Here is a 16,323-nt window from a genome sequence, read left to right as displayed (position 1 = left end):
AATCAAGTACTAGCTTTAAACGCCTCGCTTTTTTTTAAAGCAAACCAGCCACAATAAATGGCTGCTATCCAAATAAATAGATTGACATAGTTTTTTATTGTGATGTCAATCGATTCATAATTGAAAAACACTCCTGAAATAGTTGACGTTTGAAATAGGATTTTGAGTAGGGCCAGAGCCACAAAAAGAACTATGAATATCAATTTGGTCCGCAGCAGAACAATCTTATGCTTTTTAGCAAAGAAATATAAGCCGGGCGCAATTAAGTAAATGCCATAGGCCAGTAGATTCATGGTGAAGTCAATGTTTAACAAGAGGAGATTGGCCAAATGAAAAATACAAGCGATGGTCAAAAAAAACAGCCACGTCTTTTTACCTTTCAATAAAAAGATGAATCCGCTGATTTCAAAGATAGCTGCCATGTAGTCCATACATTCCAATACAAAGCGTGGTATTTGATTCACATACGGTGCTAAGAACATTTGGTTCTTCTCTAAAAAATAGGCAGGATAATACCAGAACAAGAACCCACTACTATTTAAATCGAAATCAATCCACCGAGTTAACTTTGGAAGTCCGGCGGAGAAAAACCCAAAACAAATACACAACGCCAGGATGGCAATTGCGCTATTTTGTGTGCCAGTGGCTATTTTTCTATCCTTAATCCATGCCAATTTGGTGCCAGAGTTCGTAAAGCCAAAGATGAGGTAGGTGAACACTAACAAGGTCGAATGATGATCGATTTTACCGAAGCTATAGTAGAAGGAAAGAAAAACAGCATGCAATAGAAAAAGACCAAAAAAGGCCATTCTAGCCCGTATCCCCAGGGTAATCATGAGCAACAAAACAACGGCCAATACGTCTGCCGATCGATAGAGGTAATTAGGCAGGTGATTATCGGTCAGATTCGCAAAGCTGAACAAAAAGGGGTCGAAAAATGCCGGCGGGGTATCGACAAGCCAAGACCAGGTCGGTGAAAAATATACCAGTAGTACAGCGCCAAAAAAAATGCGATAGAGCGCTAATTGGCGATTAGGTAAAGAAGTGGCCGACTTGATTCGCTCAAAGCCCAAACCCAAGAACTTATCAATGAAGTGCAAAAATCGTATCATTCGTGCTGATTTTTTCGACGGGGTCAGGTCTACCGTGCTTTGTGAAAATTTGGTTTTTACGTATGATGAGAATAGAGTCATTCAGGCCTTGTGATCGAAGTTGGTGCCGCATCCACTCCTTTGTCTTATTGACTTCATCAGCTGTTACTTTTTGACGCTGACTATAGGAGATGCTCAACCTCGGAGTGGTTGTATTGAAAACCTTGTTTTTATCCAAACCGAAATTATTGCGTATGATCCAGTGTGAAAAGTGGATGGGAATATTTTGGAAGAATGTCTTATGATCTACCTTTTTTTGATTTCCCTTAGGACCTAGACCGTAAAGCTCCTGTTCTACAATACTTGTATTTCTATTTAGAAAAACCTTGTTGGCATTCGATGGAAGTGTAATTGATGGAAAAATCTCAAAATTTCGGTCTATTGCCCTAAATAGGAGCGGAACAAGAAAAAAAAAGGAGAGAAGAACGAAACCGAAGATATTCTTGAAACGGAATTTCATAGTGCCAAGTTAAAAATTAGCCCTGTAATAACCTACTGGCTTTCGCTTCATGAGAATAGGTCGTCCGTATCGAAGACCGAAAACGGCAAGGCTTAGTCCTTATTTTGAAGAATCCATTGTTTGGCATTTGAAAATGCCGTCAACCATGGAGAGACTTCATCGTTTCTATCGATGGGATAGTTCGCCCAATTCCAGGGAAATGTTGAACGTTCAATATGTGGCATGGTCACTAAGTGCCGTCCCGTCGTATCACAAAGCATAGCGGTATTAAAATCACTTCCGTTAGGGTTCGCCGGATAGCCTTCGTAGCCATATTTCGCCACGATATCATACCGGTCTTCGGACAGGGGTAAGCTAAATTTTCCCTCCCCGTGGGATATCCATACCCCTAAGGTAGTTCCGGCTAGATTCGAAAGCATCACGGAATTATTTTCCAAAACTTTGACCGATGTAAAATTACTCTCGTGTTTTCCAGATTCATTATAGGTCATCTTGCCATGTACTTCATGATCCGGATTGATGAGATCTAATTCCATAAATAGTTGACATCCATTGCAGATACCGACGGAAAGCGTATCTGGGCGCGCAAAGAAATCCTTGATAACCTTATTGGCCTTTTCATTATACTTGATCGCACCTGCCCAACCTTTGGCACTGCCTAACACATCGGAATTGGAGAACCCTCCAACAGCTCCTAGAAATTGGATATCCTCTAAGGTCTCTCTGCCGGAAATCAAATCGGTCATGTGCACATCTTTGACATCAAAGCCTGCGAGATACATGGCATTGGCCATCTCTCGTTCCGAATTGCTACCTTTTTCACGGAGGATAGCGGCTTTAGGTCTTATTGTTGATGAATCCGATATTTTTCCTGTAAAGGTGTTAGGAAATCGGTAACGTAATGGTTGCTCTTTATAGTTGTTGTATCGCTCTTTGGCCAGGCCATTTGCAGTCTGTTTATCGTCTAATAAATAAGAGGTTTTAAACCAAATATCTCTCAACGAGGCGATATTCAAGCCCATTTGCATTCCGCCGTTCCTTATCGTCAATTCCGCCGTCGTAGTGACCTTTCCGATTTTTTTGAAATCAATGTTTACTGCATTTAGTACAGTTTCTATGGAGTCATCGGTTGACTGAAAAACAATACCGGCGTTTTCTGAAAACAATACTTTTATCGTATCGGTTTCCCCCAAATCGGTCAAATCCAATTCGGCTCCCAAATCAAGATCGGCAAAACACAGTTCTAAAAGTGTGGTTATCAATCCTCCTGAGGCAATATCATGCCCTCCAACAATTTGCCCTTGTTTAATTAAAGTTTGAATTGAATTAAAAACCAATTTGAAATAGGCATCGTCTTTTACGGTCGGTGCTTCATTTCCGACTGCATTTAAGACCTGTCCGAACGAAGAACCACCAAGTTTATAGTGGTCTTTTGACAGATTGATGTAGTAGATGCCTCCCCCGTCTTTTTGTAAAACAGGCTCCACGACTTTGGAGATGTCATCACAGTTTCCCGCAGCGGAAATAATGACCGTTCCCGGGCTAATTACATCGCCATCTTTGTATTTCTGTTTCATGGATAGGGAATCCTTACCGGTAGGAACATTAATGCCCAAAGCGATTGCAAAGTCCGAAATGGCTTGTACGGCCTCATACAAACGAGCGTCTTCACCTTCGTTTTTACAGGGCCACATCCAGTTAGCTGAAAGTGAGACGGATTGTAGTCCGTCTTTTAAAGGTGCCCAAATGATGTTGGTCAACGCTTCGGCAATACTATTCTTACTTCCTGCGGAAGGATCGATAAGTCCTGAAATAGGGGAGTGACCTATGCTAGTGGCGATACCTTCTTTCCCTTTAAAATCCAGAGCCATTACCCCTATATTGTTCAGCGGCAATTGCAAAGGACCAACGCATTGTTGTTTGGCCACACGACCGCCCACACAGCGATCTACTTTGTTGGTGAGCCAATCTTTACAGGCCACGGCTTCCAATTGCAGTACCTGTTCCAAATAATCATGGAAGAATTCCAATGAATACGTTGGATCGACATAAGTTCTTTGAATGGAAGTGTCGGTCAATATCGTTTTTGGCGAACTTCCGAAGATGTCGGTTAAATGCACATCCATTGGTTTTTCACCTGTGGTTTTCGATTCAAAAGTAAAGCGATCATCGCCCGTAACATCACCTACTTCATATATCGGTGAACGTTCTCTTTCAGCGATCCTGCCGAGTAGAGCGGCATTGTCTTTACCGATAACTAGACCCATGCGCTCTTGTGACTCGTTGCCAATGATTTCCTTTGCGGATAGGGTAGGGTCACCAATAGGTAATTTGTCCAAATCTATTTTTCCTCCGGTTTCTTCCACCAGTTCAGATAAGCAGTTGAGGTGTCCTCCGGCGCCATGATCATGAATGGACACGATGGAATTCCGGTCACTCTCTACCATGCCACGAATGGCGTTGGCCGCTCGTTTTTGCATCTCAGGGTTTGAACGTTGTACCGCATTCAATTCGATCGCCGAACTGAATTCGCCTGTATCCGCACTAGAAACGGCAGCACCGCCCATTCCAATTCGGTAGTTGTCACCGCCTAGAATGATGATCTTATCACCGGTTTTCGGGGTATCCTTTAAGGCTTGTTCTGCTTTTCCGTAGCCGATTCCCCCCGCTTGCATAATGACTTTGTCATACGCGAGCCTACGTGTGTTGCCGATTGCAGTCGAAGCATCCTCTTGATGCTCAAAGGTCAATACGGATCCTGCGATTAATGGCTGTCCAAACTTATTGCCGAAATCGGAAGCCCCGTTCGATGCTTTGATCAAAATGTCCATAGGGGTTTGGTAAAGCCATTCCCGCTCGGGCATTCCGTTTTCCCATGAGCGCTTTTCTTCTAGTCGGGAATAGGCCGTCATATACACCGCCGTACCTGCCAAAGGTAATGAGCCTTTACCCCCTGCCAAACGGTCTCGTATTTCCCCGCCGGATCCGGTTGCGGCACCATTGAAAGGCTCTACCGTGGTTGGAAAGTTATGCGTTTCGGCCTTTAAGGAGATGACGGACTCAAATTCCTCTTCTGTATAAAAATCAGGTTTGTCTGCCGTTTTCGGAGCAAATTGCACCACTTTCGGACCTTTTATAAAGGCAACATTGTCTTTATAGGCCGACACAATATCGTTTGGATTTTCTTGCGAGGTTTTCTTAATGAGCTTAAAGAGTGAGGTCGGCTTCTCTTCACCGTCAATGACGAAGGTGCCATTAAAGATTTTATGACGACAGTGTTCCGAGTTCACCTGACTGAAACCAAAGACTTCTGAATCGGTCAGTTTGCGACCCATTTTTTCTGCCAAGCCATTGAGGTAAGATACCTCTTCATCATTTAATGCCAACCCTTCTTGTTGATTATAGGCGGCAATATCATCAATCTCCAAAATGGCTTCGGGCTGTACGTCAATTGTATAAACTCCTTGGCCCAAACCATTGTATTTTTGTGAAATCATCGGGTCAAAATCGCTAAAAGCCTCATTGACTCTTTGAAATTCCTCAATCCTACGGATACCCGAAACCCCCATATTTTGGGTAATCTCCGTGGCATTCGTACTCCATGGGGTAATCATGGCGGCTCGGGGACCAATAAAAAAGGCGTCTAGAGACGCCATATGTATTTTAGGTCGGTTGCCGAACAACCAGATGAGCTTATTGATGTCTTCTTGTGAAAGTTCTTGATGGGTTTCAACTGCAAAAACTTTGGTAGTTACCTCCCCGAAAAAGTGAATCATCGACCGTTTGAATTGTTAGGTTTAAGAAAGCCGTAAAATTACGTTTTTTTAAGACTTTTCGTCAATGGATTTCAAACAGTTTTGAACGGGGTATGTTGATAAGATCAACTCTCATTCCGGATAAATAGATTTCTTGCTCGGAAATGATGGATTGAATCGGGGTGTTATTTGTTTTTGTACTTTTAGGAATAGCTAATTCAAAAAATCCGACCCTTATGAAACTATCTAAAATCGCTGTAGTGATGAGCTGTATGCTTATTGTTATTACTAGTGTCTATTCCCAAAAGAAATATTCTAAAAAGCAAATTGAACGACTCAAAACCGAAGCTGCCCAAATCGTTCAGGCCAACCACAAAAAATCGCAGGTGATGGTAGACAAGGTCTTTAGCTTCGCCGAATTGGGATTTCAGGAGTTTGAATCTTCCAAATACTTGACCAGTATACTTGAAGAAAACGGTTTTGAAATCGAGAATTCCATTTCGGGAATCCCAACTGCGTGGATGGCGAAATGGAGCAATGGTGAAGGTCCGGTCATTGCTTTGGGAAGTGATGTGGATTGTATTCCAAAGGCATCACAGTATCCTGGAGTGGCCTACCACAAACCGATGGTCGAAGGTGCTCCTGGGCATGGTGAGGGGCACAATTCGGGTATTCCTTTGAATATTAGTGCCGTACTAGCCGTAAAACAACTCATGGAGCGTGAGAATATCGGGGGTACGCTCTTGGTTTGGCCAGGCATTGCGGAAGAGCTCTTAGGTTCGAAGGCCTGGTATGTTCGCGACGGACTTTTCGATAAGATAGATATGTGCATTTTCACCCATGTGAGCAGCAACCTTGGTGTCTCTTATGGACCGACTCGGGGTACAGGACTGATATCGGTAGAATATTTGTTCGAGGGAGAAGCAGCTCACTCGGCCGGAGCACCGTGGCGTGGAAGAAGCGCCTTGGATGCGGCAGAACTTATGAATATCGGTTGGAATTACAAACGGGAGCATCTGCATCCCTTAAAACGATCCCATTCCATTTTTACGGATGCGGGTGACCAGCCCAATGTGGTTCCTTCCAAAGCGGCCATCTGGTTTTATTTTAGGGATATAAAGTATAAAGGCATCATGGAGATGTATGCGGAGGCGAATGATATGGCAAAAGGGGCCGCACTGATGACAGGAACTCAAATGACTTCTCGCGTTTTGGGTGCCGCATGGCCCAGACATTTCAATAAAGTGATTGCGGAAACAATGTATGCCAATATCCAAAAAGTAGGTTTGCCAGAATGGTCCGCAGAGGATCAGGCCCTGGCCAAGGCCGTACAGACCGAGGTAAATTCGAAGAAAGTTGAAGGATTGGCTACGGAATTGATGAAACTTGGTTTACCGGTCAAAGATCCTATTAGCGGAGGTTCCGATGATATTGGGGATATTTCTTGGAAGATACCTACGGTAACCATGCGTTTTCCTTCCAATATTCCCGGACTTCAAGGGCACCATTGGAGCAACGCCATCGCCATGGCAACACCCATAGCGCATAAGGGTGTTACTGCAGGAGCGAAAGCCGAAGCAATGACCATTCTCGATTTTCTGTTGAAACCCCAGTTATTAAAAGATGCCTGGACCTACTTCAACGATGTGCAAAGTAAAGAGGATACGTATGAACCTATGATTTCGGCGGAAGATATGCCTCCTATTTACTTGAATACAGATAAGCAGGGTGAGTTTCGTTCTGAATTGGAGAAATTCTACTATGACGAAACAAAGTATGATTCGTATTTGGAACAGTTGGGGGTGGAGTACCCTACTTTGAAACAAAAATGAACTGGTAAGTAATCATTTCAGTTTCGCAGACCTATTAATCCCCTCTTTTTAGAGGGGAAACTATTGGTGGTCAGCCCTTATTTTCTTTCCAGAAGCGCCATATAGAAGCCATCAAATCCGCTTTTTGAAGCGTAGATTTTCTTTTCTTTCACCAGTGAGAAATCCTTCCCTTCTTCTGAGTCGAGAAACGAGTTGACCTGTTCACTGTTTTCCTGTGGCAGTATGGAACAGGTTGCATAGACCATTTTACCACCTACTTTAACTATTTTGCTATACGAACGAATAATGTCGTGCTGGGTCTTAGTGATTTTTTCTAAAAAGTCCGGTTGCATTTTCCATTTAGAATCCGGATTTCTTCGCAGTACGCCCAGACCCGTGCAGGGTGCATCGATAAGCACGCGATCCGCACTTCCATAGAGTTTCTTGAACACTTTGGTCGAGGAGATCTCACGGGTTTCGATATTATGAGCCCCGTTTCTTCTAGCCCGCCGTTTTAGTTCCTTCAGCTTGCTGCCATAAATATCCATGGAGATGAGTTGGCCTTTGTTTTCCATAAGTGCCGCCAGATGAAGCGATTTGCCGCCGGCGCCAGCACAGGTATCCACTACGCGCTGACCGGATTTAACATCCAAAAGCTCGGCTACCAGTTGCGAAGAGGCATCCTGCACTTCGAAGAATCCTTTTTTAAATGATTCCGTTTGAAATACGTTGGCGCGTTGAGGTAAACGTAGTGCCGAGGCGTAGCCCTTGATCGGTTCTACATCGATACCTTCTTCTAAAAGCGACTTTCTAAGCTTTTCTTTGGTTGTCTTTAGTGTATTCGTGCGTAAAATCACTTCCGCTGGTTGATTGAGCTTGGCCAATTCTTCCGTCCACAATTGGTCGCCCAATGCTTTCTCTCCCAATTCATCGATCCAATCAGGAACCGCTTCCCTGAATTTTCTGATTTTCGATAATTCATCGAACTTTCCCTTGATTCGGCGTTCAGGTGTCGGTTCGATTTGTTTCCAATCTGGCAGCTCTATTCCTTTCAATACTGCCCAAACGGCCCACATACGGAACAAATCTTGCCTTCTGGAGGGCACTCTTACGTCCGCTATTTCCGCATACAACCTTTTGTAACGCACCATTTCGTAAATGGTTTCGGCGATAAATCCACGATCTCGTGCGCCCCAGCGTTTATCCAATTTTAAAACTTTTTGTACCACTTTGTCGGCATATTCTCCTTCATTGAAGATTAAATCGAGTCCGTCTATCACGGCAAATACCAAGTTTCTATGTAATTTCATTTTACGAAAATTCAGGCTGCAAAGGTATTGTATTCGGTACGATTCCCTTTATTTTTGATAAACTTTATACATATGCGCTATCTGCTGGTTTTTCTCTTTTTCTGTTCGGTCATTTCGTGTGATGAGACCCAACAAAGAATCGCTTTCACAACGGTATCCATTGAACCGGTCTACGAAGATTCCTTGAGTATCCGAGCCATCACGTTTTTAGATTCCAACACACTGTCCTTTGCAGCGAACAAAGGTACTTATGGTACGGTTGATCTGGAATCGGGAAAAGTACGCACGAATGTCGAAAAATATCATACGCTCATTCCGGAATACCGTGCCATCGCAACGAACAAAGCAGACTTTTTTATGCTTTCCATCGGAAATCCGGCCCTACTTTATAAGACGGGGGATAACGGTAAGATGGATTTGGTATATATGGAAGAGGGAGAAGGGGTTTTCTACGATGCTATAGCTTTTTGGAATGCGGATGAAGGCATTGCCGTTGGTGATACGGTCGATGGATGTATTTCTATTACCATTACCAGGGATGGCGGATTTACTTGGACGAAGCTCGATTGTCAGCAATTACCTAAGAGTATAGGCGGAGAGGGCGCTTTCGCCGCAAGTAATACCAACATCGAGGTATTCGGAAATGATACTTGGGTCGCAACAACGAAACGAATCTTATATTCACCGGATAAAGGAAAAACCTGGGAAGCAATAACGACACCTGTACGTACCGTGGCGGAATCCGAGGGAATCTTTTCCATTGATTTTCATGACAAAAATTTGGGGATAGCTGTAGGTGGAGACTTTACAAAACCCGAGGGTAACCTGCGAAATAAGGCGATAACCAGTGATGGAGGAAAAACATGGTCATTAATAGCGGACGGAAATGATCCAGGGTATAAAAGCTGTATTCAGTTTGTACCAGGTGGGGGAGGGAAGGAAATCGTAGCGATTGGTTTCACGGGCATTTCCTATTCAAAAGATAGCGGCGCACAGTGGAAAACCCTGTCGGAAGAGGGTTTTTACACACTCCGATTTTTAAACGACACCGTGGCGTATGCTGCGGGCAAAAACCGTATTTCTAAATTGACCTTCAAGTAAAAGGGGAAGCTCTAGAGCTTCCCCTTTTTTGTTTGTGATTCGGATTATACGTTCACCACGACATAACCTCTTCCTTTTTTCTTGTACCATACACCTTTGTATTTGTACACTTTCCTTCCATTTCTAAGTTTTACGACTTTATTTCCTCTAGGCAAATGTCTGACTTGAATGCCCACAGGGGCCGCACAAACCACGAATCGCTTTCCTCTTGGTTTATACCAAACTCCATCGGCGAAATGAAATCGTACTTTGTTGTGTACTACAACCTTGGGGTTGTATACCTTGGTGACCACGGTACCGTGTTTTGGATACACTTTAACTACCTTGCGTTGGGCTGTCGCGAATGCTGTCATTCCGAATACCAAGATCATAGCGAGTACTACTTTTAGATTTTTCATAGTTTAATTTATTAAGGGTTACCTCTTTTTGACTCTAAATATCTGACAGGGTTTAATGAAAAAAGAGGCTATAAAGCCCCTTTTTTGCGTATTTCATCGAATATTCAAGAATCATCGGAATCCGCCACCGCCGTTGCGCCGCTGTCGGTACTGCTGTATCAGTTTTCGTTTAAAATCCTCTTCGGACTTCAGAAGGATTATTGTTTTTTTGGCAGACAGTATGCCTTTCATTTTTTTGACAAAGGCCTGTTGCTCCGTCTGTTTTTCTGCTTCAAGTGACATTTGCTTGCTCAGTAATTCCTCTGCTTCTTTTTCAGTAAGCGCATCGAAATCCATAGCCTTACTTCGAATTTCTTGACGTTCGATTTTTCGAAAGCCGTTCATCCGTTCTTCGTGTTTGTTATAGGCAGGCCAAAAAGCTTCGGCCTCATCGTTTGAGAGGTCTAGCCTTTCCGTCAAAAAAGCGATCTTCAACGATTTTAGCTTTTCCCGGTCTGGCCTTCGCTGACCATAAAAGGTACTGGTCAGGGCCAAAAATGCAATGACCAAAAGTAGTTTCTTATTCATAATCTTCAAGGTTTAGGTCTTTGATATCATCTATATTCTCATTTAAATAGTCGATGACATTTTCTTCTTCGAATTGATTTTCCAAAATATCGTCGATTTCCAGCTCGTCTATGGGTAAGACTTCGGCAATCTCAAAGGTGGTCAGTCCTAGTTCATTGGTATCAAAATAGGTTTCAATATCAGCATTGGCCAAATCGTCCCAAGTGGTTTCGCCGGTAGCGTTCCAATTTAATCCGATAAGCATCACAAAGATGGCCGCAATTGACGCAGCCGCAACATAATATCTTTTATATGGATGTAGTTGAACTACCTTGGTCTCAGACAAGGTGATTTTTTCTTGAATACTATTTTTCAAGTTGTCAAAATAGTCTTCAGGTACCGTGAAATCAACTCCTTCAGGCAGGTTGAGCTTCTCTTCGCTCAATTTGTCCTTCAACTTGTCGGTCAAGTTATCAAAGTAACCTTCGGGTGTTTTAAACGGACTATTTTTATCTAACTCTTCCATTACATTAATTTGACTATCGGTACTTTAAAAGGTTTAATCGTTTTTTTTCCAATTTTGGTAGTTGTTCTTAATTCATTCTTCTTTTAGAAAAGCCTCTATTTTTTTGGCCGCCAAATGATAGGAAGCCTTGAGTCCACCAACGGATGTATCCAATATTTCCGAGATTTCCTCGTATTTCAGTTCCTGAAAATACTTCATATTGAACACCAATTTTTGCTTTTCAGGAAGACTGGCAATAGCCCGTTGTAATTTAAGTTGAATTTGATCTCCCTCAAAGTACACATCCGCCTGCAAACTGTCCAATAATTGATTTTGCACTTCTTCACTGGTAATGCCCTGTTTTTTTGACTTGATCTTCAAAAAACTCAGCGCCTCGTTGGTCGCGATACGATACATCCAAGAATAGAGTTTGCTATCCCCTTTAAACCCACCAATGCTTCGGTACACCTTAATGAAAGTATTCTGTAGCACATCATCCGCATCGTCATGGTTGAGCACGATTCTACGAATATGCCAATAAAGCCGTTGCTTATAGGTATCTATCAATACCTCAAAGGCCTTTGATTGCGTACTCGGATCTTTCAATTGATCTACTAAATCGGCTTCTGCTAGCAATAGTCGTTTGTTTGGATTCTTCTCTTTGACCTTAAAATTACAAAAAGGTTTAATCGCCGAGAATAAGTCGGGCTGCTTTCCGGTTTTAAGGTAGTACCGCCTGGTCGAAGAACTAGCCCAGTGATTGCATCTCCACGAGCTTGAAATAGTTGCCTTTTTTGGCGAGCAGCGCTTCATGAGATCCTTGTTCGACTATTTTTCCTTTTTGGAGCACGACGATAGTGTCTGCCGTCTGTATGGTCGACAATCGGTGTGCAATAACAATGGAGGTACGATTTCGCATCATCTTTTCTAGGGCGTCCTGCACCAGACGTTCACTTTCAGTGTCAAGAGCTGAAGTAGCTTCATCCAAGATCATTATCGGTGGATTTTTCAAAACGGCCCGAGCAATCGATAATCGTTGTTTTTGCCCTCCACTCAGTTTATTTCCTCCATCACCGATGTTGGTGTCATAGCCATTGGGTAATTCAGATATGAATTCATGGGCGTTGGCAATCTTGGCGGCTTCTGTAATTTCATCTTCCGTGGCGCTTTCTTTTCCAAGGGCAATATTACTTCGTACGGTATCATTGAACAATATGGAATCTTGAGTGACCAAACCGAGTAAACTACGCAGTGATTTCTTGGAAAGGGTTTTGATATTGTCCCCGTCGATTTTGATCGCCCCTTCATTGACGTCATAAAAACGTGTCACTAGATTTGCAATGGTACTTTTTCCGCTACCCGATTGTCCGACAAGTGCTACGGAATGCCCTTTGGGAACCTCGAGATCAAAATTTCGAAGTACATAGTCGTCCTCATATTTAAAGGAGATATTTTCCAGATGGATACCTTTTTCGAAGATTTTTTTATCCAAGGCATTCTCAGCTTCAATGATGGGATTTTCGGTTTCAAGAATTTCCAATACACGTTCTGCAGCGGCATTCCCTTTTTTAACCCCATATGAGGCCTTGCTCATTGATTTGGCAGGCGTTAGTATGTTATAAGCCAATCCCATATAGGCGATAAAAGATGCCGCATCCAAAGTTTCTTCCACAATCACCATTTTGCCACCGAACCATAATAAGACCCCAATGACCAAAATACCCAAAAATTCCCCTGTCGGGGACGCTAGGTTTTGTCGATTCAGAAGTTTGTTGCTAAAATCAAAAAAACGTTTGGTCGAGCTTGAAAAAGTTCGGTAAAATTTGGATTCGGCATTAAATGCCTTGACCACGCGCAAGCCTCCTAATGTCTCCTCAACTATGGAAAGAAAATTGCCCTGTTCTTTTTGAACGTCATCCGATTGTTTCTTTAATGATTTTCCGATCCATGAAATGATGCCTCCGGCAATAGGAATAAAAATGAACACAAAAAGGGTGAGCTTTCCGCTAATGCCGAACATGATGATGATCGTGAACAAAATGGTCAAGGGGTCACGTACGATCAGTTCCAATACGGATAGAAACGAATGTTGTATCTCAAGTACATCGGAAGTAATCCTCGCAATGACATCGCCCTTTCTTTTTTCGGAGTAATAGGCGACGGGGAGTTCCGTAATTTTTACATACATCTGGTTTCTGATATCCTTGAGAACCCCATTCCGAAGAAATGTGATGAAATACATGGCCAGATAATTGAAGAGGTTTTTAAGCAAGAATAGAACCAATATTAAACCAATGACTAACACCAGCCCCTTCATTTTATCCGCCCCGGCGTACTGGGTGACATGGTATCCGAGGTAGTCCATGATATAATCCTTGGCTCCCCCTAAACCGGTATATTCAGGTAGTTGGGTAATGGGTTTGTCCTTTTCGAACAGCACGTTCAACATGGGGATGAGTGCCGCAAAAGAGAGTGCACTAAACAGGGCATAGAGTATGTTGAACAGAATGTTCAGATATCCGTATTTGCGATACGGTTTCGCAAAATGGAGGATTTTTTTGAAATAGTCCATTAACTCAATTGCAGTTCGGAAAGAATAGTGGCAATTTTTGAATCCAATGTTGCATTCACCTTTTTGAACTCATTGGCATTCTCGAGTGTCGTATTCGTACTGATGTAGAATTTTACTTTCGGCTCCGTACCACTTGGTCTGGCCGCAACTCGAGTACCATCTTCCGTTTCATAGATCAGTACGTTTGACTTCGGAAGGTCCATGATCTTTTCTGCACCGGTAATCACATTCTTGGCAATCGAGGTGTTATAGTCTTCGATCCACCGAACTTTAGAACCGGCTACGGATTCCACAGGATTATCCCTAAAATCCTCTAGCATCTGTTTGATTTCCGCTGCACCACTGATTCCCTTCTTAGTCAGTGATACCAAATGTTCCTTATAGAAGCCAAAATCCACATAACAATCAATAAGGTCTTTGTAGAAAGAACTTCCATTGGCTTTGGCCTGGCTTGCGATTTCACAAGCGAGTAGGGTAGAGGTCACCGCATCCTTGTCACGTACAAAGTCACCGACCATATATCCGAAGCTTTCTTCTCCTCCGCCGATGAATTTTGACTGGGGAAAGTCCTTGATCATCTTACCGATCCATTTGAAGCCCGTAAGTGCTGTTTTGAACTCCACGCCATAGGCTTTGGCCATGGCCTCCATCATTGGGGTAGACACAATGGTAGTTGCAATAAACTCATTGCCCTGAAACCCCTTTTCTTTGTGTTGGTCCAAAAGAAATTTGGTCATCAATACCATGGCCTGGTTGCCATTGACGATTTCCATCTTTCCTTCAAGGTTACGCACGGCAATGCCTAGGCGATCACTATCCGGGTCGGTTCCTACAACCATATCGGCCCCGATTTCCTCTGCTTTGGCAACCGCCATAGAAAGTGCTTCCGGCTCTTCTGGGTTTGGGGAAACCACTGTGGGAAAAGCTCCGTCCGGCTTTGCTTGTTCTTCGATAATGGTCACGTTTTCGTATCCGGCCCGTTTCAGCACTTCGGGAATTGCGGTAATCGAAGTGCCGTGTAAAGAGGTAAAGACAATTTTGAAATCCGCCTTTCCATCGGCATTGAAACTTCCGTTTTTGACCGATTCGTCAATAAACGCTTTATCAACTTCTTTATCAATGCTTTCGATCATACTGCTGTCTGCGGAAAACTTAATGTCTTCAAAGGAGAGTGAATTGATTTCTGCTATGATAGCACCGTCTTGGGGTGGAACAATTTGGCCACCATCCGTCCAATACACTTTGTATCCATTATACTCCGGCGGATTATGCGATGCTGTTAAGACAATACCTGCGTGACAGTTCAAATGACGTACGGCAAAAGAGAGCTCGGGAGTCGTACGTAGTTCTGAAAAAAGAAAAACTTTAATTCCATTTGCGGAAAATACCTCTGCCACGGTTTGCGCCAAGGTATCACTATTATGACGGCAGTCGTATGCTATGACCACCTTGATGGCTTCGTCAGGATATGATTTACGCAGGTAGTTACTTAGTCCTTGCGTACTTTTTCCCAAGGTATATTTATTGATTCGGTTGGTACCAGCACCCATAATTCCACGCATACCGCCGGTTCCAAATTCCATGTTCTTATAAAAACGATCTTTTAACTCTTCTGGGTCACTGTCTATTAGATTTTGAACTTCGGACCTTACATCGGTATCAAAAAAATCGCTAAGCCAGCCTTTGGCAGTTTCTAGAATGGTATCCATAACGTAGTGTTTTTTAAGGCGATAAATTTACGAAGAATATAGTTCTTCACTGACTTTTGTTTCTTCGGAAATCGTGTATCGCGCTTCGTTCTTTCTTGACCTGATCAATATTTCGCCCAAGAAACCAGCCAAAAACAATTGGGTTCCGATAATCATCGCGGTCAATGCTATAAAGAATTGTGGTCTATCCGTAATCAGTCTTCCCGTTGTATTGATGAACAGTTTGTCGATTCCCAAATAGGTGGCGAATCCGAATCCGATAAGAAACATGATCACTCCTAGGGCCCCGAAAAGGTGCATGGGCTGTTTGCCGAATTTCGAAACAAACCAGATGGTGATCAAATCTAAAAATCCATTGATAAATCGTTCCATGCCAAATTTAGTTTTACCGTATTTACGGGCTTGGTGTTTGACTATTTTCTCATTGATTCTTGAGAATCCGGCATTCTTTGCCAAAACCGGTATATAGCGATGCATTTCACCGGAAACTTCAATGGATTTCACTACTGTCTTTTGGTAGGCTTTCAATCCACAGTTGAAATCGTGCAAGCGCACGCCTGAAGTCTTTCTTGCCGCCCAATTAAAGAGTTTCGAGGGCATGTTCTTAAAGAGTACGGAATCATAGCGTTTCTTTTTCCATCCGGAAACCAGCTCATATCCCTCTTCATGTATCATACGATATAGTTCGGGGATTTCTTCGGGATTATCCTGTAAATCTGCATCCATAGTAATGATGACGTCTCCTTGTACGGCTTTGAACCCGGCATGTAACGCTTGTGATTTACCGAAGTTCCTCTGAAACCGAATACCTCTTACGGCAGGGTTTTCCGACGCCAGATTTGAAATAATATCCCATGAGCTATCCGTACTGCCATCATCGATAAAAAGAATTTCATACAAAAAATGATTGGATTGCATCACGGATACAATCCAATCATGGAGTTCTTTCAAAGATTCTTCTTCGTTAAGTAAGGGAATAACAATGGATAGCTGCATTGCGCACTT

13 protein-coding genes are annotated in these 16,323 nt (G+C 43.0%); 2 read left to right on the top strand and 11 right to left on the bottom strand.

The window, feature by feature from the left end; all coding sequences use genetic code 11:
- Positions 1–2: 2 nt before the first annotated feature.
- The 3 genes from ACKWCA_RS18355 to purL all read right to left on the bottom strand — a co-directional run bounded on the left by ACKWCA_RS18355 (position 3) and on the right by purL (position 5,387).
- Positions 3–1,112 carry a hypothetical protein gene (locus ACKWCA_RS18355; protein WP_413979686.1) on the bottom strand — a complete coding sequence of 370 codons (1,110 nt, stop codon included), beginning with the start codon at positions 1,110–1,112 and terminating at the stop codon, positions 3–5.
- The gene (locus tag ACKWCA_RS18350; protein ID WP_413979685.1) at positions 1,087–1,611 is read right to left on the bottom strand and encodes a hypothetical protein; all 525 of its coding nucleotides are present in this window, start codon (positions 1,609–1,611) and stop codon (positions 1,087–1,089) included. The genes ACKWCA_RS18355 and ACKWCA_RS18350 overlap by 26 nt, the downstream gene beginning before the upstream one ends.
- 92 nt (positions 1,612–1,703) lie before the next feature.
- Positions 1,704–5,387 carry a phosphoribosylformylglycinamidine synthase gene (gene purL, locus ACKWCA_RS18345; RefSeq protein ID WP_413979684.1) on the bottom strand — a complete coding sequence of 1,228 codons (3,684 nt, stop codon included), beginning with the start codon at positions 5,385–5,387 and terminating at the stop codon, positions 1,704–1,706.
- A gap of 215 nt (positions 5,388–5,602) precedes the next feature.
- Between purL and ACKWCA_RS18340 the strand changes: the two genes are divergently transcribed.
- On the top strand, positions 5,603–7,198 hold the full coding sequence (locus ACKWCA_RS18340) for a zinc-binding metallopeptidase family protein (protein ID WP_413979683.1): 1,596 nt from the start codon (positions 5,603–5,605) through the stop codon (positions 7,196–7,198).
- Between the two features lie 77 nt (positions 7,199–7,275).
- On the opposite strand, the gene ACKWCA_RS18335 is transcribed toward ACKWCA_RS18340, so the two are convergent.
- On the bottom strand, positions 7,276–8,487 hold the full coding sequence (locus tag ACKWCA_RS18335) for an RsmB/NOP family class I SAM-dependent RNA methyltransferase (protein WP_413979682.1): 1,212 nt from the start codon (positions 8,485–8,487) through the stop codon (positions 7,276–7,278).
- A 72-nt stretch (positions 8,488–8,559) separates the two neighbouring features.
- Here ACKWCA_RS18335 and ACKWCA_RS18330 point away from each other — a divergent pair, with 72 nt between their 5' ends.
- Positions 8,560–9,588: a WD40/YVTN/BNR-like repeat-containing protein gene (locus tag ACKWCA_RS18330; protein ID WP_413979681.1), complete on the top strand. Its 1,029-nt coding sequence runs from the start codon at positions 8,560–8,562 to the stop codon at positions 9,586–9,588.
- 44 nt (positions 9,589–9,632) lie between these two features.
- Here ACKWCA_RS18330 and ACKWCA_RS18325 read toward each other — a convergent pair whose 3' ends face one another.
- The 7 genes from ACKWCA_RS18325 to ACKWCA_RS18295 all read right to left on the bottom strand — a co-directional run bounded on the left by ACKWCA_RS18325 (position 9,633) and on the right by ACKWCA_RS18295 (position 16,314).
- Positions 9,633–9,986, bottom strand: coding sequence for a DUF6515 family protein (locus ACKWCA_RS18325; RefSeq protein WP_413979680.1), 354 nt, complete (start codon positions 9,984–9,986; stop codon positions 9,633–9,635).
- Between the two features lie 111 nt (positions 9,987–10,097).
- Positions 10,098–10,553: a hypothetical protein gene (locus ACKWCA_RS18320; RefSeq protein ID WP_413979679.1), complete on the bottom strand. Its 456-nt coding sequence runs from the start codon at positions 10,551–10,553 to the stop codon at positions 10,098–10,100.
- On the bottom strand, positions 10,546–11,058 hold the full coding sequence (locus ACKWCA_RS18315) for a hypothetical protein (protein ID WP_413979678.1): 513 nt from the start codon (positions 11,056–11,058) through the stop codon (positions 10,546–10,548). Before ACKWCA_RS18315 ends, ACKWCA_RS18320 begins: the two co-directional genes overlap by 8 nt.
- Positions 11,059–11,130: 72 nt before the next feature.
- A complete protein-coding gene (locus ACKWCA_RS18310; RefSeq protein WP_413979677.1) occupies positions 11,131–11,673 on the bottom strand; it encodes an RNA polymerase sigma factor in 543 nt (180 codons plus the stop codon).
- Positions 11,674–11,785: 112 nt separating this feature from the next.
- A complete protein-coding gene (locus tag ACKWCA_RS18305) occupies positions 11,786–13,609 on the bottom strand; it encodes an ABC transporter ATP-binding protein (RefSeq protein ID WP_413979676.1) in 1,824 nt (607 codons plus the stop codon).
- On the bottom strand, positions 13,609–15,318 hold the full coding sequence (locus ACKWCA_RS18300) for a phospho-sugar mutase (protein WP_413979675.1): 1,710 nt from the start codon (positions 15,316–15,318) through the stop codon (positions 13,609–13,611). Before ACKWCA_RS18300 ends, ACKWCA_RS18305 begins: the two co-directional genes overlap by 1 nt.
- Before the next feature lie 27 nt (positions 15,319–15,345).
- Positions 15,346–16,314 (bottom strand): glycosyltransferase family 2 protein, encoded by a 969-nt coding sequence (locus tag ACKWCA_RS18295; protein WP_413979674.1) that lies wholly within the window; start codon positions 16,312–16,314, stop codon positions 15,346–15,348.
- Between the last annotated feature and the right edge of the window lie 9 nt (positions 16,315–16,323).

The organism is Maribacter corallii (assembly GCF_047345415.1).
Lineage (GTDB): Bacteria > Bacteroidota > Bacteroidia > Flavobacteriales > Flavobacteriaceae > Maribacter_C.
Note: the sequence above shows the minus strand (reverse complement) of the source record. Positions and strands in the feature narration are given on the sequence as shown.